Here is a 17,953-nt window from a genome sequence, read left to right as displayed (position 1 = left end):
AATCGGAGACATGTATTACAGTTGATTAAGATATTAACTTGTCGTAATGAATTAAATTCTTGTAATGTTAAGTAGAAAGATTGCAACTGTAATAATTGCCGTTGCAACCAGCCTTATGGTTGACTCCCAGGCGGCTTGGCGTCAAACCGGCGCCATGGCCGTAATCGACATTACCGAACTAAAGGCGGGCTTACCGGCGCGCCATGCCCTGCTGGGCCTCGACCTGGGCGAAAAGACCATCGGGGTGGCCGTGTCCGACATCTCGCTCACCCTCGCCTCGCCGCTGGAACTGATCCGCAAAACCAAGTTCACCCATGAGGCCGAACGGCTGTTCCATCTGATGCAGGCGCGCGAAGCGGCGGGCCTGGTGATTGGCCTGCCCGTCAATATGGACGGCACCGAAGGCCCGCGCGCCCAGTCGTGTCGGGCCTTCGCGCGGAACCTGTTGCGCTTACGTGACGTTCCTATTGCCTTCTGGGATGAACGCTGGTCGTCGGCGGCGATGAACCGCTTTCTGATCGAAGAGGCTGACCTGTCGCGCGCCAAACGCGCCGAAGTGATCGACCGCAATGCCGCCGCCTATATTTTGCAGGGCGCGCTGGACCGCATAAAAGGAGATAAAGCATGAACATGCGCGATCTCCCCGCAGCGTCCACCAAAAGAACGTCCTGCGCGCCGGCGATCGTTCGCCGCCCCCGCGGAGGCGTGAGCGAAGCGAACTGCCGTGAGCGCAAACAATGACGCTGATGACGATCCTCAACGGGATCGTACCCGTCTTCTTGCTGATCGTGCTGGGCTACGGTCTGAAGAAGTCGGGCTTCCTGCCTCTGAATGTATGGGCACCGATTGAGAAGTTCGCCGTCTATGTCCTTTATCCCGGTTTTCTGATCCCCGCCATCTGGCATGCCGACCTGAGCGGATTTGCTGCCGGCCCGGTCAGCCTTGCTGTGGTCGGCGCGCTGTTGATCGGCTCGGCGGTCGGGTTCGGGTTGAAACCGGTCCTCAACCTGCCGGGACCGACCTTCACCAGCGTCTTCCAGGGCCTGATCCGGTTTAATTCGTTCGTCTTTATTCCGGTGGCCGCCGTCATTTTCGGTGACCGCGCCACCGCCATCGCGGCCGTCGCGATCAGCGCCCTGATCCCGGCGTCCAACATGATCAGCATCCTGGTGCTGGCCCAGTGGGGCGAGCCCGAGGGCGAACAGCCGGCCAAGACACCGCTGTGGATGGCCAAGACGCTGCTTACCAACCCGATCTTCGCGTCCTGTCTTATCGGCTTGAGCCTCAACGTCCTGAAAGTCCCGTCGATACCATTTGCCGAACGCTCGCTGACCATGCTGGGCCAGGCGGCCATTCCGACGGGGCTGATCTTGGCCGGGGCGGGCTTGAGCTTTGGCTATGTGTTCCGCAAACCCATCCTTGTGACCTCGGTTTCGCTATTCAAGGTCCTGGTCATGCCCGTCCTGGCCTGGGGCATCTGCTATGCGCTGGGCGGTGATGCGCTGGCGCAGGGTGTGGCCCTGGCCTGCGGCGCCGCGCCGTGTGCCGCGGCGGCCTATGTGCAGGCACGCCATATGGGCGGAGACGCGCCGCTGATGGCCGGGATTGTTGCCATGACCACCACCTTGAGCGCCATCACCATGCCGTTGCTGCTGACGGTCTTTCACCTGCAATAAATCCACAGCAAACTGCAACCGCCACCCTGACAAAACGGCACAGCCACACCATATGCGGGGAGTCCGAACACAAGGATCTCCCCACATGACAACTGCCAAAGCCTATGCCGCGCTTTCCCCCAAAGCGCCGCTGGAGCCGTTTAGCTTCGAACGCCGGGCTCCTAACGACGACGATGTCGTCATCGATATTCTTTACAGCGGCGTCTGCCACTCTGACATTCACCAGGTCCGCGATGAGTGGTTCCCCGGGATCTACCCGATGGTGCCCGGCCACGAAATCGTCGGCAAGGTCCGCCAGGTCGGCGCCAAGGTGTCGCGCTTCAAGGAAGGCGATACGGTCGGCGTCGGCTGTTTCGTCGATTCCTGCATGAAGTGCCAGCAACGCGACGTCGATCGCGAGCAATATATGATGGACCAACTGGCCCAGACCTATAACAGTCTCGACCGCGACGGCCTGCCGACCTATGGCGGATATTCCGACCATATCGTGGTCAAGGAAGGCTACGTCCTGTCGGTGCCAGGCAATCTGGACCTGGCAGGTGCCGCGCCCCTGCTCTGCGCCGGCATCACGCTCTATTCGCCCCTGCGCCACTGGAATGCCGGTCCCGGCAAGAAGGTCGCCATCGTCGGGCTGGGCGGTCTTGGCCATATGGGCGTCAAGCTGGCCCACGCCATGGGCGCCGAAGTCACGGTGCTCAGCCAGTCGCTGTCCAAGAAGGACGACGCCCTTCGTTTGGGCGCCGATCATTATTACGCCACCAATGATCCGGAAACCTTCACCAAGCTGGCGGGTTCGTTCGACCTGGTCATCAATACGGTGTCAGCCCAGATCGACTGGAACGCCTATCTCAACCTGCTGACCATCGACGGCACCATGGTTCTGGTCGGGGTGCCGGAAAATCCAGTGCCCGTCCATGCCTTCTCGCTGATCATGGGCCGCCGGTCGCTGGCCGGATCGTGCATCGGCTCGATCAAGGAAACCCAGGAAATGCTGGACTTCTGCGGCGAGCACAACATCGTCTCGGATATCGAACTGATCGATATCAAGGAGATCAACACCGCCTATGAGCGTGTCATTAAATCCGATGTCCGCTACCGCTTCGTGATTAATATGGCGTCAATTAAGTAAGTTAAGGTCAACGCGATCACTTGGAAATCCTCGTCCTTTTGGGCGGGGATTTTTGTTGCGGATCCTGTCCCAACTCTTCACAAGGCCGAAAAGGGAGACAGCTGATGACCTATCCACCTTTGGCAATTTGGAACGAGGTAACGGTCGAACTCGGTCAAGCACTGCTCGGCGTTATTTCGCCCAACATCCGGTCGGTCGCACTTTCATACGAGAACGACGATTGGATGATACGCTTTGTCCTGGCCGAGGAAGACGCCGAAGACATGGAGGAGGTCGCAGAGGCGTTGACAGATTTCGAAGGGATGAACGGAACTACCTACGCCTGTGAAATCCTTGTCAGCCAAGAGACTATTTCGGTACCGCCGCTGCCTGGCCGGTTGGTTTACCTTCGACGCGAGTGTCCCTAAGCAACTGTGACCTAACTTCCGGAGCCTTTTTCCAGCAACTGGTCCAGGTCTCCGCCCGAGGTCAGGCCCGCGACAAAGCCGAAGCTCTCATCGGTTGCAGCCTTCAGGAAGGCTGTCACGGCCGCCGAATGCAGAAGGCTGCCCAGGCTGATCCGGCGCACGCCCAGTGCCGCCAGTTCTGACACCGTCAGCGGCGGATTTCCAATTCCCCCCAAAGCATTGACCGGTCGGTCGACCTCACGCAGCAGAGTCGTGTACTCGTCGGCCGTCGTCAGGCACGGCGCATACAATACATCGGCTCCCGCCTCCTGATAGGCCTGGAGCCGGCGAACCGTATCGGCGAAATCCGGCCGACCGCGCAGATAGTTCTCGCACCGCGCCACCAGTTGAAACGGAAAGCTCAGCGACCGCGCCGCTTCGGCGGCAGCTCGTATGCGGTCAGCTGCGGCTTCGATGTCGTAGAAGGTCCCGTCGGCGCGCCAGTCCTCGATCGAACCGCCGACCAGACCCGCTTCGGCACCCTGACGAATCGTTTCAGCGCAGTCTTGCGGCGTCGGTCCGAAACCGTCCTCCAGGTCGGCCGCCAGGGGCAGATCCGTCGCGTCCACCAGATCGCGGCAGTGGGCCAGAACGTGATCCCGGCCGGCGCGATAATCTGTCACACCGATCGAGCGCGCATAGCCGGCGCTGGTCGTGGTCAGGGCCTTGAAACCCAAGCCCGCCAGCATCAGCGCTGAACCGCGGTCCCAGGGGTTAGGGATGACAAAGCAACCTGATTGATGCAGTGCAGCGAAATCGGCCGCCTTTTGAGACTGGCTTTTCATGAAACTGTCATCCTTCCGCTTGTGCTTTTGACCATTATTGGCCACAAGGCAGCCAAATGGTGGAATTCGAAATGTCTCCCAGCGACTCAAATGTCAACGACCTGATCGGCGCGCGGCTGAGTGCCTTCCCCAAGCGCCACTTCCTCGCCGCCCAAGACCTGGATCCGCCTGACATCATGGCGCTGCTGGACCTGGCTGATGTCTTCGTCGACCTGAACCGCCAGACCACCAAGAAACTGGACCTGCTCAAGGGCCGCACCCTGGTCAACATGTTCTTCGAGAACTCGACGCGGACCCAGTCCAGCTTCGAGATCGCCGGCAAGCGCCTGGGCGCCGATACGGTCAATATGAGCATGAAGACCTCGTCGGTCGCCAAGGGCGAGACCCTGATCGATACGGCCGTGACCTTGAACGCCATGAAGCCCGATCTGCTGGTGGTGCGCCATTCGGCCTCCGGAGCCGCGGCCCTGCTGTCGCAGAAGGTCGGTTGTTCGGTGATCAATGCCGGCGACGGCCAGCATCAGCACCCGACCCAGGCCCTGCTGGACATGTTGTCGATCCGCCGGGCCTTCGGCCATGTCGATGGTCTGACCGTTGCCATCTGTGGCGATGTCGCCCACAGCCGCGTCGCCCGCTCCAACCTCATCCTGCTCAGCAATATGGGCGCGAATGTCCGGCTGGTCGGACCACCGACCCTGATCCCCGGCGATGCCGACCAATGGGGCGTCGAGGTCTATCACGACATGCGCGAAGGTATTGCCGGCGCGAACGTGGTGATGATGCTGCGACTGCAGTTGGAACGCATGGACGGCGCTTTTATCCCGTCGGCGCGGGAATATTACCGCTTCTTCGGCCTGGATCGCGAAAAGCTGGCCGTGGCGGCGAAAAATGTCCGCGTCATGCATCCGGGGCCGATGAACCGCGGCATCGAGATCGATTCGGAGGTCGCCGACGATCTGTCGGTGTCGCTGATTCAGGACCAGGTCGAGATGGGCGTCGCCGCCCGCATGGCTGTGCTGGCCTCGCTGTCCGCCCGGCTGGAGAATGATCGATGAACCCTTCCAGCGAACGCCGAATAATAGCTTACACTCCCCGCTATGCGGGGGAGGTGGATGGGAGCGGAGCGACCAGACGGAGGGGGATTTGGCCCTCCGTCGGTGCGGTCGCTTAAGGTCTGTTCCCCAGAGTTCGGTGCCAAGAAATTCCTCCTCCGACTGCACGCTTTCGCGGGCAGCCACCTCCCCCGCATAGCGGGGGAGTATAAGAAAATAGACGTTGCTCAAATGGGTGGCATCCATGTCTGATTCAGCCGCCATTGCTTTCGTCAACGCCCGCCTGGTCGATCCGGCCAGTGATTATGACGGCCCCGGTTCGGTCATTATCGCCGACGGCGTCATCACCGATATCATCCACGGCGAACATCCGCCCGCCGGACAGGTTGGGATGAAGGTCATCGACTGCGACGGCAACGCCGTCATGCCGGGCCTGATCGACATGCGGGTCAAGACCGGCGAGCCCGGCTCCGAACCGAAGGAAACCCTGAAATCGGCCAGCCTGGCTGCCGCCGCCGGTGGCGTGACCAGCTTCGTGGTCCAGCCCGACACCGATCCGGTCATCGACGGACCGGCCATGGTCGATTTCATCCTGCGCCGGGCCCGCGACATCGAACTGGTCCACGTTTACCCGGCCGGTGCCGCCACTAAGGGCGCCGACGGCAAGCACCTGGCCGAGATCGGCCTGATGGTCCAGGCCGGCGCGGTCTATTTCACCGATGTCGACCGCCCGATCGTCAACAGCAAGATCCTCAGCCGCGTGCTGACCTATGCCAATGGTTTCAACGCCCTGATCGCTCACCGCCCCAAGGAGCCGTGGCTGTCGGAAGGCGCCGTCGCCACCTCGGGCGAGATGGCCATGCGGATGGGCCTGCCGTCCGTGACCGCCCTGTCCGAGCGCATCGCCCTGGAGCGCGACCTGGCCCTGGCCGAACTCACCGGTGCGCGTTTCCTGGTCGACCAGATCTCGACCCGCGAAGGTCTGGGCTCTCTGGAACGCGCCAAGGCCAAGGGGCTGGAAGTTTATGCCTCGGCCAGCATCAACCATCTGGTGTTCAACGAGATCGATATCGGCGACTATCGTACCTTCTACCGGCTCGACCCGCCGCTGCGCTCGGAACGCGACCGCCAGGCCCTAGTGGCGGCGCTGGAAAGCGGGCTGATCGATGTCGTGGTGTCCAACCACTGCCCTGCCCCGGCAGAGGACAAGCGCCTGCCGTTCTCGGAAGCCGCGCCCGGCGCTATTGGGCTGCAGACCCTGCTGCCGGCCCTGATAGGCCTGCACCTGGATGCCGAGGTGCCATTGCTGGACCTGATCCGCGCCGTGACCATAAACCCGGCCCAGATCCTCGGTCTGGAGGCAGGACGGCTGGCCAGGGGAGCACCCGCCGACCTGATTATGGTCGACATCGACGCGCCGTTTGCGTTGCGCGAACGCGACATCCTGTCGAAATCGAAGAACTCACCCTTTGAGAATCGCACGCTACAGGGCAAGGTGTTGAAAACCTTCGTGGACGGACGTCTCGTCTACGATCAAGGTTAGAGCGCTTTTTCGATCCGATGAGATCGGATCGGCGCTCCAATGATAGTTTTAACGCGCATCCCTTTGGGGATGCGCTTGGCAGGCCGAAAATTTGAACACGCCTCCTGATCTTCTGATCTTTGCCCTCGCCCTGGCCGGTGGCTACCTGCTGGGTTCGATCCCGTTCGGCTATGTCTCGACGCGGCTGGCCGGCATCGATATCCGCAGCGTCGGATCGGGCAATATCGGCGCCACCAATGTGTTGCGCACGGGCCGCAAGGACCTGGCCCTCATCACCTTTCTCGGCGACACAGGAAAAGGTGCGGCCGCGGTGGGGCTGGCCTTGCTGGTTACCTTCCTGATCGGGGCTGATATCGAAACCCGCCGCCAGGCCATGGCTCTGTCCGGCGCGGCTGCCTTCCTGGGCCACCTGTTTCCGGTGTGGCTGCGTTTCAAGGGCGGCAAGGGCGTTGCGACCTTCCTGGGCACCCTGTTTGCTGCCGCCTGGCCGATGGGCCTTCTGGCCGCCGGACTGTGGCTGCTGACGGCGGCGATTTTCCGCATCTCCTCGCTGTCCGCCCTGGTGGCCGCAGCCCTCGTGGTGCCGCTTTCAGCCTTTGTGTTTGACCAGCCCTACCCGTTCCTGGGGATGGCCGTGTTCATGGCCGTCCTGATCTATATCCGCCACCGCGACAATATCCGCCGCCTTCTCAAAGGCGAGGAGCCGAAGATCGGCGCCAAAAAAGAAACCCCGGCTATTGAATAGCCGGGGCTCTTTTCAGATCGTGCGCGATCCTACTTACCAGATAATATGGCTCAGCAGGCCGGCGTCGTTATAGGCGACGCCGAGCACAGTGATGTTGTTGGCCCCCATGGTAATCAGGGTGTTGCCGCCGCCGGCATCGGTGATGGTCACCCCGCCGCCATTGACCACGCCGCCGGAGTAGGCGTTGACATTGATCCAGTCGTTCTGGGCAGCGTTGAAATCGGTGATCCGGTCAGCGCCGCTGCTGGTCTGGAAGAAAAAGGTATCCGAACCAAGCCCACCCGTGAAGGTATCCGCCCCGCCCTTGCCGTTCAGAACATTGTCGCCGTCGTTGCCGATCAGCGTGTTGACCAGCGAGTTGCCGGTGGCATCAATGTTGGTGGCACCGGTCAGGGCCAGGGTCTCAACCGCGCCGAACAGGGTGTAGCTTACTGACGAATAGATAATGTCTGTGCCATTGCCGGTCGATTCGCTGATCGTGTCGGTGGTGTTCTGGATGTAATAGCTGTCGTTACCCGCGCCGCCGGACAAAGCGTTTGTCCCGGAATTGCCGGTGATGACATTGTTGCCGGCATTGCCGGTGCCGTTGATGTTAACGGCACCTGTCAGGGTCAGGTTCTCCAGATTGGTTTTCAACGTCCAGGTGATAGACGATTCGACCGTGTCCGTGCCTTGAGCGGGCGCTTCCGTCACGATATCGCCGGCCACATCAACGACATAGGTGTCGTTGCCGTTACCGCCGATCAGTGTGTCGGCGCCGGCTCCGCCGTTCAGCACGTTGTTGTAGTAGTTGCCGATAATGACATTGCCGACGCCATTGCCGGTGCCATTGATGGTGGAAGACCCGGTCAGGGTCAGGTTCTCGATCACCTGCCCCACCAGCGAGTAGGTGATGGACGACAGCACGGTATCCTTGCCCTCGCCGGCCGCTTCTACGGCGATATCGCCCACTTGGGTGATGATAAAGGTGTCGTCGCCCAGGCCGCCGATCATCGAATCGACATCGGCTCCGCCGTCGAGATAGTCATTGCCATCCCCACCGTTCAAGGTGTCGTTGCCGTTGCTGCCGAAGATGCGGTCCTTGCCACCCAGGCCATTGAGAACATTGACATAGTAGCTGCCGTTGATGACGTTGTCGCTAGCATTGCCGGTACCGTCAGTGTTGACATAGCCTCCCAGAGTCAGGGCCTCGACATAGTCGGCCAAGGTGTAGGTCACCGAGGCATTGACCAGGTCATACCCACCGGAATCGCTGCCTAACGTGGTTTCTGACACCGTATCACCGACATTGTCGACCGAGTAGGTGTCGTCACCCGCGCCACCATTCATGGCATCGGCGCCAGCACCTCCATCCAGGGCGTCGTTGCCGCCCAGGCCCCACAGGCTGTCATTGCCCGTGGCTGTCGTCAGGGTGTTATTGGTGTTGCTGCCCGTCAGGGAGACGCCCGGCGTGGCGTCGACCAGGACGCTGGAGGCATTGTAGTAGCGCTCCAGCGCGTTGATGGTGACGTTCTCGACATTCAGGATGGCATTGCTGTTGCCACCGAAGACAAAGGTACCTGCGTTCAGGTCGACGACGATCGCGCCCAGGCTGCCAAAGCTCGACTGGTCGGCCGAGGTATGGAGGATGTAGAAGTAAAACGTGTCGTTGCCGGCACCACCGTCGAAGGTGTTGCCGGAAATGGTCAGGTCGGTCGACCCTGTGACGCCGTTGGCGCCGCTGCTGGCCCGGGTTGTGGTCCCGCCGTGATAACCGCCGACGCCCCCGACGCCGCGCAGGCCGGAGGCAAGGGTGTTGTAGAGGTAGAAGGTTTCAGCGGTGTTGTCGCCCACGATGGTGTTACCGGTGTAGTTGATGACGGCCGAACCGCCGTTACCCCCCTTGCCGCCAATGCCGCCCGAACCGTGGTCGAAGGTCTGGCTATAGGTATAAACACCCGGCGCCGTATAATCATAGGAATTGGTTGTGCCCGTGCCGCCATTACCGCCGGTACCACCGGCATAGCCCAAACCACCCTGGGCACTTAGAGTCGTATTGCCGTAAAAGTTGCCGAAGCTGTTGGTGACATTGACCGTCGCCTTGCCGCCGTTGCCACCCGCACCACCGACGCCGCCGTCGCCACCATGGCCGCCATTGCCACCGCCACCGCCGGAGCCGCCATAATTGCCACCACCGCCATAGGCGCGTACGGTGGTGTAATAGCCCATGAAGGTTGAAGCATCAGCCGTGGTCGTGCCGTTGCCCCCCGTGCCGCCGGCTGAGCCCGCGCCGCCGAAACCGCCGTAGCCACCAGCCTGTGTTTCTGTGAAGCCATAATAATAAAGGGTCGGTCCGACGTAGTAGCCATTGGCGTAAGGATTGTTGACGTAATAGCCATTGTAAGTGCTGCCACCGGTGCCACCGGTGTAACCAGCGTTCCCGCTGCCGCCTTGGGTCTCGAGGTGTTGGTTGTCGATGGCGATCAGGCTCGACGCGGTAAGCGTGGAATGGCCGCCGTTGCCACCTTTGCCCGCGGCGCCGCCATTGCCGCCGTCCGATACAGCGGTGTTGCGCGAAACCAGATAACCAGCGCCATTGTAGTTATTGGTAGTCGTGTAATAGCCCGAACCACCCGCGCCGCCATAGGCGCCATAGCCACCACTGCCGCCTACGAGATATAGCGCGGGATCCCAGTCATCCTGATCCATCAGGAAAGTCAGGGACTGCCCCGAAGTCGCCGCCGTCCCGGCACTGCCGCTGGTGCCGTTGACCGTGCCATTGGTTGAATTGGTGCCGGCTGTACCGTTGGTACCATTTGTGCCGACCGTACCGTAAATGTACGTCATCCTAAAATCTCCGAAAACGAATGTAAGCCCGATACATACGCTTTCGGGCATGGTGGCGTGGTTCGTACGCTACTAAAACCTTATCCGCCCGCTATGCTTTTACCGCGCCTTTATGACGAATCAAGCCGTCTTACCTGGGACGCGAGTCACAAATCGGGCATAACCGGCATCTTGCGATGGCAGCCCACTCCTGTTAGCGTCTCCGTTGCAGATTTCGGAGCACAAATTTTTTGCCTTTCGAACGCATCGCCGCCGCCGACAGTGACGCCGAACGCATCGCCCGGCTGCGGCTGGCGCGCACCAACCGGGTCGGACCGGTCAATTTTGCCAGCCTTATGCTGCGATTCGGCTCGGCCGAACGCGCCCTGCAAGAACTCCCCAATCTCGTCAAACAGACAGGCGGAACCTTCGTCGCGGTCCCGCAGGCCCGCATCGACGACGAGTTGGCGCGCGCCGAAGCCATCGGCGCCCGGCTCGTGCTTCTGGGGGACTCCGACTACCCGGCCCTGCTGAGCCAGGTCGATGCCGCCCCGCCCGTCCTGTGGACGCTCGGCCCCCTGAAACCCCACACGCGGGCCGTGGCCATTGTCGGCGCCCGCAATGCCTCGGCCGCCGGCCAGAAGATGGCCCAGATCCTGGCGCATGAACTGGGGGCTGCCGGGTTTCAGGTCGTATCAGGTATGGCGCGCGGCATCGATGCGCGGGCGCATGAGACGACGCTTACCACCGGCACCATCGCGGTCCTGGGCGGCGGAATCGACGATGTCTACCCGCCGGATAATGCCGCCCTTTACCAACGCCTGCGCGAACAGGGTCTGCTGGTCTCGGAAAGTCCGGTCGGTTACACCGCCCAGGCGCGCGACTTTCCCCGCCGCAACCGACTGATTTCGGGGTTGTCTTTAGGCGTGGTGGTGGTCGAGGCGGAACTGCGGTCGGGCTCGCTCATCACCGCGCGGCTGGCGCTGGAACAGAACCGCGAAGTCTTTGCGGTGCCGGGCTCGCCGCTGGATCCTCGGGCGCGCGGCAGCAACGACCTGCTGCGCCAGGGCGCCACCCTGTGCGAGAGCGCCGAGGATATCATCCGGGTGCTGGAAACCCAGTTCGGCGTCTTTGCGCAGCCTTCGCCACGCTGGCCGGTGCCCCCGCTGATCTTCCCGACCGACGGCCAGGATGGCGATATCGCCAAAGCTGCCCGACGCCTGCGCGAACTGGCCGGGGCGACGCCGGTTTCGCGCGACGAGCTTATCCGTCTGGCGGGTGCGCCGGTCCATGTGGCGCTCAGCGCCCTGTGCGAACTTGAGATCGCCGGCCTGATAACCGAGGTCGAGGGAGGCTACGTCGCTAGCTGACAGGAAATGTCACAGGAAACTGGTAGACAGCGGCTAAGCAATAAGATGCTGATTTTGTAAAAAAAATCGCCCACCGCGGCCTTACCCTCCCCCGCTCAGCAAAATGCGGTCCACAGCCATAACCGTTGACACAGACAGAATCGATTAGCATGTATGCCTGCCATCGACGGCCGGACCGGCTGCCAGGGCGCCGCGTCGCCTTCTCCCCTCCCGCGCGAAACCGAATATTTTTAAAGAGACTTCATGACCGTCGTTATTGTTGAAAGCCCGGCCAAGGCCAAAACCATCAACAAGTATCTCGGCAAGGGCTACACGGTCCTGGCCTCCTATGGCCACATCCGCGACCTTCCGTCGAAGGACGGATCAGTGAAGCCCGACGAGGACTTCGCCATGACCTGGGACATGGATCCCAAGTCATCCAAGCGACTCAGCGATATCGCCGATGCCGTCAAATCGGCCGACCGTGTCATCCTGGCCACCGACCCCGACCGCGAAGGGGAAGCCATTTCGTGGCACGTGCTGGAAGTCCTTACCAAGAAGCGCGTACTGAAGGACAAGGTCGTCCAGAGAGTCACCTTCAACGCCATCACCCAGTCAGCGGTGCAGGCGGCCATGGCCGCGCCGCGCGAGCTCGATATGGAGCTGGTCGAGGCCTATCTGGCCCGCCGCGCCCTCGACTACCTGGTCGGTTTCACCCTGTCGCCCGTGCTGTGGCGCAAGCTGCCGGGCGCCCGTTCGGCCGGCCGGGTTCAGTCGGTGGCGCTGAAGATTGTCGTCGACCGCGAAATCGAGATCGAAAAGTTCAGGACCGAGGAATATTGGACCGTCGAGAGTGAGGTTTCCGCCGAGTCACCGCCCTTCACCGCGCGGCTGGTACAACTGGCCGGCAAGAAGCTGGCCAAGTTCGACTTGAACAGCGAAGTCCTGGCCCATGCCGCACGCGACACCATACAGACATCGTCCTTCTCGATCGAGGACGTCGAACAAAAGCCCGGCCGCAAAACCCCGCCCCCGCCCTTCACAACCTCGACCCTACAACAGGAAGCCGCGCGCAAACTGGGCTTCTCGGCGTCGCGCACCATGCAGACGGCCCAGAAACTGTACGAAGGTGTCGATATCGGCGGCGAGACGACCGGTCTGATCACCTATATGCGGACCGACGGCGTCTTTATCGAACCCAATGCCATCGCCGAGAATCGCCGCATGATCGGCGAGCGTTTCGGCGCGGCCTATGTTCCCGCTGAACCACGCCATTATAAGGTCAAGGCGAAGAACGCCCAGGAGGCCCACGAAGCCATCCGCCCGACCTCCATGTTCCGCCGCCCGGACACCCTGCGTCATCTGGATCCCGACCAGGCGCGTCTGTATGAGCTGATCTGGAAGCGCACAGTCGCCTCGCAGATGGAGGCCGCCCGCGTCGAGAACACGGTCATCAGCATCCTGTCCAGCGACAAGCAGACGGGTCTGCGCGCTACCGGCCAGGTCATCACCTTCGATGGTTATCTGGCGGTCTACGAAGAAGGCAAGGACGAGGTTGAGGACGAAGACGGCGGCCGCCTGCCCGCCGTCCGCGCCGGCACCGCCACCCAGGTGCATGAGATTAAGCCGGCCCAGCACTTTACTGAACCGCCGGCGCGCTATTCCGAAGCCACCCTGGTGAAGAAGTTGGAAGAGCTGGGCATCGGCCGGCCGTCGACCTATGCCTCGATCCTGACCGTGCTGCGCGACCGCGCCTATGTCCGCATGGACAAGAATCGCTTCATCCCGGAGGACAAGGGCCGTCTGGTCACCGCCTTCCTGGATCAGTTCTTCCACAAATATGTCCAGTACGACTTCACCGCTGACCTGGAAGAGAAGCTCGACCTGGTGTCGGCTGGTGAACTGAACTGGAAGCAATTACTTCGAGATTTCTGGACAGATTTCCATGCTGCTGCCGACGGCATGACCGAACTGCGCGTCACCCAGGTGCTGGACACGCTGAACGAAGCCTTGGGGCCGCACATCTTCCCGGACAAGGGTGACGGGTCGAACCCACGCGCCTGCCCGACCTGTTCGACCGGTTTGCTCAGCCTGAAAACATCGCGTTTCGGCGCCTTTATCGGCTGCTCCAACTATCCGGAGTGCAAGTTTACCCGCCCAGTTGGTTCGCCGGATTCTGAAGGTAATTCAGAAGCGTCCGGCGATCGCGACCTCGGGGCCGATCCCGAAACCGGCAAGATGGTTTCGCTGAAGATCGGCCGCTTTGGACCCTATGTGCAGCTTGGCGAAGCCGAATCGAAAGAGGATAAACCTAAACGTTCCAGCCTGCCGAAAGCTTGGCCGCCGGCCACCATCGATCTGGAGCGTGCGCTGAAACTGCTCAGCCTGCCGCGCACGGTCGGGGTCAATCCGGAAGACGGCAAGCCGATTACGGCGGGCCTGGGCCGGTTCGGTCCCTTCGTGGCGTCGGACGGCACCTTTGCCAACCTTTCCGGTTTTGAGGAAATATTTGAAGTCGGCCTGAATCGCGCCGTCACCCTGATCGCCGAGAAGCGCGCGGGCGGTGGCCGTCCCGGCCGAGCCGGTGCGGCGGCGGCTTTGAAGGAACTGGGCGACCATCCAGAGAGCGGCGACAAGATCCAGGTGATGGCCGGGCGCTACGGTCCGTACGTCAAATGCGGCAAGGTCAATGCCACCCTGCCTAAGGAAATGACGCCGGAGACGGTGACGGTCGAACAGGCCCTGGCTTTGATCGCCGCCAAGGGTGGTGTGACGAGCAAGAAGGCCCCGGCGAAGAAGGCTGCGGCCAAGAAACCCGCTGCCAAGAAGGCCACCACCGCGAAAAAGGCCCCTGCCAAGAAAGCAAAGACGGCGTAGCTATGAAGTGGGAGGACGTAAAGGATGATCCGAAAAAGCGGCACGCCTTTTACGTCTTCCTCCAGCAGCGAATAGCCGGGTTAACCGACCTTTTTGCCGACCGCCTGGATGGTGAAAGGACCGCCCAAGTCATCGATTATGTTCAGCATAATGAAAATGGCTTGGCGCTTGAAGTGCTGGCTGATTTCCTGATCGAAGACGATATTCCGATCTCGAAGATTGAGATGGCAGACATTCTCGCCATCGCCGGGATCATGAAATTGGATGTGGATGAGCCACGTTACAAGTTCCTGGCAAAACAGATCCGTGTACCGGGCGGTTGAAATAAGATTGGCATAGTCGCCGACGAATCCCTACATTAGCGGGAATGAAACAGAAGAAACCTTTTCGCGCGGTCAAGGCAGATGCCCCGCGCGCCCCGTCCGGACTGCCGGACGATAAAACCCTCCTGGAAGCTTTGCAGGCCTCGCGCGAAGTCGATGTCGGTGACCTCGCCAAGCAGTTCGGCCTCAAGGGCGAAGACCGCCGTGCCCTTCGCCAGCGGCTGAAAGCCCTGGCTGACGGCGGCAAGCTCGACAAACGTGGCCGCAAGACCTTCGGCGCCATGGGGCAACTTCCCGAGACCGGCGTCGTCGAGGTCGTCGAACAGGATATTGACGGCGAGTTGTGGGCCAGGTGGGGGAAGCCCGATGCGCTCAAGCAGCGAAGCGGTAGCGCAACGCAAAATGAGGCTGTGCCGCTGGCCCGCCTGGCGCCACTCAAGAAATCTGTCCAGCAAACCCCGCCCAAGCTCGGTGACCGGCTGTATGTGCGCTTCGAGAAAGCCGCCGATGGCTGGATTGCCCACCTGATCAAGATCCTCGACCAGGGTGCCCCGAAACTTGTCGGTGTCGTTCGCATCGGCAAGCGCGAGATCCGCCTGGAATCGGTGATCCGCAAGGAAAAGGACAGCTATATCCTGACTGGCTCAAACCTCGACACGCTGGAAGACGGCGATGTCGTGGTCGCGGCCCCCGTCGGCGGCACGCACCGGTTCGGCCCCAAGCCCGCCCGCGTTCTCGAGGTCATCGGCAAGGAGGATTCGCCCAAGATCGCCTCGGTCATGGCTATCCACAGCCATGGTCTGCCCATTGGCTTCCAGACCTCAACCGAGGATGAGGCCAAGTCGGCCCAGGCGCCTGGCCTCGGCAAGCGCACCGACCTGCGCGATCTTCCCTTTGTCACGATCGACCCTGTCGACGCCAAGGACCACGATGACGCCGTCTACGCCCACGCCGACGACGATGCCGCCAATCCCGACGGGTGGGTGGTGTGGGTGGCCATCGCCGACGTCGCCCACTATGTCACGCCGGGCTCCAGCCTCGATCGCGACGCCCGCGACAAGGGCAATTCGACCTACTTCCCCGACCGCGTCGAACCGATGCTGCCGCACGTGCTGTCAAGCGGTCTGTGCAGCCTCCAGGAGGGCGAGAATCGCGCCACCCTGGCCGTGCGCATGGTTTTCGATCGCGAAGGCCGCAAGATCAGCCACAAGTTCGTCCGCGGCCTGATGCGATCGGCGGCGAAACTGTCCTACGAACAGGCCCAGGCCGCCATCGACGGTACGCCTGACGACAAGACCGGTCCTATCCTGGACAGCCTGCTGAAGCCGTTGTGGGCGGCCCATGCCTGCCTGACGCGCGGCCGCCAGGTCCGCCAGCCCCTACAGATCAATTCGCCGGAACGCCGCGTCTATCTCGACAAGGACGGCAATGTCGAGCGGATCGAGCGACGGGTGTCGCTCGACGCCATGCAGTTGATCGAAGAGATGATGATCCAGGCCAATGTCTCGGCCGCCGAGACGCTGCAAAAGCACAAGACGCCACTGATCTATCGCGTCCACGAAGCGCCCAGCCTGGAGAAGATCAACAACCTGGCCGACTTCCTGGCCACCCTGGGGCTGCCGTGGGCCAAGGGCGAGCCGCCGCGCACGCCGCGGTTCAACCAGTTGCTGGAATCGCAGAAGGAAGGCCCGCACGCCGAGATCATCAATGAGGTGGTCCTGCGCACCCAGATGCAGGCCCATTACAGCCCGGAAAATTTTGGGCATTTCGGACTGAACCTGGACCACTATGGCCACTTCACCTCACCCATCCGGCGCTATGCCGACCTGGTGGTCCACCGGGCACTGATCCGGGCGCTGAAACTGGGCGACGATGGCTTGACGGATTACGAGATCAAGACCTTGCAGGATACGGCAGAGCATATCACGGCCACCGAGCGCCGCTCGATGCAGGCCGAGCGCGAGGCCATCGAGCGCTATATCGCCTCCTACCTTCACGACAAGGTCGGGGCGACCTTCCAGGGCCGGATCGTCGGCGTGACGCGGTTCGGGTTGTTCGTAAAGCTGACCGATACCGGCGCCGACGGGATCATTCCCGTGTCGTCGCTGCGGGACGACTATTACGTCCATGACGATGTCCAGCACGCCCTGATCGGCGAGCGCCATGGTTATCGCTGGCGGCTGGGGGCGACGATCGAGGTCGAACTGATGGAGGCTATGCCGATCACCGGCGGGCTGGTGTTCAAGGTGCTGAGCGAACCTGAAGTCGGTGACCCTGGTGCACCCCGGCCGCGGCTGGGGATGCGCAATCGGGTAAAGACACCGAATGTGCGCGGCAAGCCGACGAAAAAGCCGGGCTTCCGTGACGAGCCGAAAGGCCCAAAACCCGGCGTCAAGAACATGAAGAAGAAGAAAAGGTAGGCCTGGAACGGCACCACAGGCGCATTTCGCGCGTTTCAACCCGAAACGTTCCCGCTCATCCTGAAGTTCGTGTTGTTCGTGGTGAATCCCTTACCGTCGTTGGTCTGACATCCCACGGTAAGATTTTGACCACGAACAACACGAACAACACGAACTTCAGGACGTATTTGCCCCCTCTGAGGAAGGTGCATGCACCGCGAGCGCTACGCGCCCATGAGTGCCTTCAATCCTTACGGCGTCACCGCGCCGGCGGCCGGCCATTCGGTTTCGGACACGCGCTTCAGGTTCATTTCGAAGATTTTCCGCGCCGGCTGACCTTCGGCGACATATTCCTGAACCTCATGCCAGGTATCGCCGCTGAGCGTGATGGTGTTGACCACGCGGGCATTCGGTCCGGCCGGGATTTCCCATACCGCTCCGGTCGGCGTCAGATCGAACTTGAACGTCCCCGAACGGCCGGCATTGTAGGCCTGAAGCTCGTACTTCTGCTTGTCGTTGCTCCACGACAGAATCGCAAAGGCGTTGAACTGCAAGGCACCCGCCGGATCGTAGCCGCGCCCCTCGATGACCAGGACATCGCCGCCCAGCATGGTACCGACGCGCTCGGTCTGGGTCAGCTTGAATGGGCCGCTCTGGTTGAAGCCCTGGGCCTCCCCCTTCCACACGCCCTTCATGCCGTCCAGCTTGGCGATGGCGGCAGCGTTGGCCGCCGGTTTGGCAGCTTCCTGGGCGCAGACCGCCGATACACTCATGGCCGCGAGGGCCGCAGCGCATACAATAGCTTTGAACATAATCGTCTCCTG

The 17,953-nt window shown here is 61.6% G+C and carries 14 protein-coding genes; 11 read left to right on the top strand and 3 right to left on the bottom strand.

Going from position 1 to position 17,953, the window contains the following annotated elements:
- Positions 1-154 precede the first annotated feature (154 nt).
- The 4 genes from ruvX (at position 155) to ABI_RS20610 (ending at position 3,212) form a co-directional block, all read left to right on the top strand.
- Positions 155-628 (top strand): Holliday junction resolvase RuvX, encoded by a 474-nt coding sequence (gene ruvX, locus ABI_RS20625; RefSeq protein WP_006275012.1) that lies wholly within the window; start codon positions 155-157, stop codon positions 626-628.
- Between the two features lie 109 nt (positions 629-737).
- The gene (locus ABI_RS20620) at positions 738-1,676 is read left to right on the top strand and encodes an AEC family transporter (RefSeq protein WP_006275011.1); all 939 of its coding nucleotides are present in this window, start codon (positions 738-740) and stop codon (positions 1,674-1,676) included.
- 85 nt (positions 1,677-1,761) lie between these two features.
- Positions 1,762-2,805: an NAD(P)-dependent alcohol dehydrogenase gene (locus ABI_RS20615; protein WP_006275010.1), complete on the top strand. Its 1,044-nt coding sequence runs from the start codon at positions 1,762-1,764 to the stop codon at positions 2,803-2,805.
- 104 nt (positions 2,806-2,909) lie between these two features.
- A complete protein-coding gene (locus ABI_RS20610) occupies positions 2,910-3,212 on the top strand; it encodes a MafI2 family immunity protein (protein WP_040309789.1) in 303 nt (100 codons plus the stop codon).
- A gap of 11 nt (positions 3,213-3,223) precedes the next feature.
- Here the strand turns inward: ABI_RS20610 and ABI_RS20605 are convergent, their stop codons facing one another.
- Positions 3,224-4,036, bottom strand: a complete 813-nt coding sequence (locus ABI_RS20605) for an isocitrate lyase/PEP mutase family protein (protein WP_006275008.1) — start codon at positions 4,034-4,036, stop codon at positions 3,224-3,226.
- Positions 4,037-4,107: 71 nt separating this feature from the next.
- On the opposite strand from ABI_RS20605, the gene ABI_RS20600 reads away from it, so the two are divergent.
- The 3 genes from ABI_RS20600 to plsY all read left to right on the top strand — a co-directional run bounded on the left by ABI_RS20600 (position 4,108) and on the right by plsY (position 7,376).
- Positions 4,108-5,091: an aspartate carbamoyltransferase catalytic subunit gene (locus ABI_RS20600; protein ID WP_245531409.1), complete on the top strand. Its 984-nt coding sequence runs from the start codon at positions 4,108-4,110 to the stop codon at positions 5,089-5,091.
- A 241-nt stretch (positions 5,092-5,332) separates the two neighbouring features.
- The gene (gene pyrC / locus ABI_RS20595) at positions 5,333-6,631 is read left to right on the top strand and encodes a dihydroorotase (RefSeq protein ID WP_040309788.1); all 1,299 of its coding nucleotides are present in this window, start codon (positions 5,333-5,335) and stop codon (positions 6,629-6,631) included.
- A 91-nt stretch (positions 6,632-6,722) separates the two neighbouring features.
- Positions 6,723-7,376, top strand: a complete 654-nt coding sequence (gene plsY / locus ABI_RS20590; protein WP_006275005.1) for a glycerol-3-phosphate 1-O-acyltransferase PlsY — start codon at positions 6,723-6,725, stop codon at positions 7,374-7,376.
- 33 nt (positions 7,377-7,409) lie between these two features.
- Here plsY and ABI_RS24775 read toward each other — a convergent pair whose 3' ends face one another.
- The gene (locus ABI_RS24775; protein WP_006275004.1) at positions 7,410-10,202 is read right to left on the bottom strand and encodes a beta strand repeat-containing protein; all 2,793 of its coding nucleotides are present in this window, start codon (positions 10,200-10,202) and stop codon (positions 7,410-7,412) included.
- Between the two features lie 230 nt (positions 10,203-10,432).
- Here ABI_RS24775 and dprA point away from each other — a divergent pair, with 230 nt between their 5' ends.
- The 4 genes from dprA (at position 10,433) to rnr (ending at position 17,150) form a co-directional block, all read left to right on the top strand.
- Positions 10,433-11,551: a DNA-processing protein DprA gene (dprA, locus tag ABI_RS20580; protein ID WP_006275003.1), complete on the top strand. Its 1,119-nt coding sequence runs from the start codon at positions 10,433-10,435 to the stop codon at positions 11,549-11,551.
- Positions 11,552-11,794: 243 nt separating this feature from the next.
- On the top strand, positions 11,795-14,407 hold the full coding sequence (gene topA, locus ABI_RS20575; RefSeq protein WP_006275002.1) for a type I DNA topoisomerase: 2,613 nt from the start codon (positions 11,795-11,797) through the stop codon (positions 14,405-14,407).
- A gap of 2 nt (positions 14,408-14,409) precedes the next feature.
- Positions 14,410-14,730, top strand: coding sequence for a MafI family immunity protein (locus ABI_RS20570; RefSeq protein ID WP_006275001.1), 321 nt, complete (start codon positions 14,410-14,412; stop codon positions 14,728-14,730).
- A 44-nt stretch (positions 14,731-14,774) separates the two neighbouring features.
- Entirely contained in the window at positions 14,775-17,150 is a 2,376-nt protein-coding gene (gene rnr, locus ABI_RS20565; protein WP_006275000.1) for a ribonuclease R, read from the top strand.
- 230 nt (positions 17,151-17,380) lie between these two features.
- On the opposite strand, the gene ABI_RS20560 is transcribed toward rnr, so the two are convergent.
- Complete coding sequence (locus ABI_RS20560; protein ID WP_006274999.1) at positions 17,381-17,941, bottom strand: hypothetical protein; 561 nt, start codon at positions 17,939-17,941, stop codon at positions 17,381-17,383.
- Between the last annotated feature and the right edge of the window lie 12 nt (positions 17,942-17,953).

This window comes from Asticcacaulis biprosthecium C19 (assembly GCF_000204015.1).
GTDB classification, from domain to species: Bacteria; Pseudomonadota; Alphaproteobacteria; order Caulobacterales; family Caulobacteraceae; genus Asticcacaulis; species Asticcacaulis biprosthecius.
Note: the sequence above shows the minus strand (reverse complement) of the source record. Positions and strands in the feature narration are given on the sequence as shown.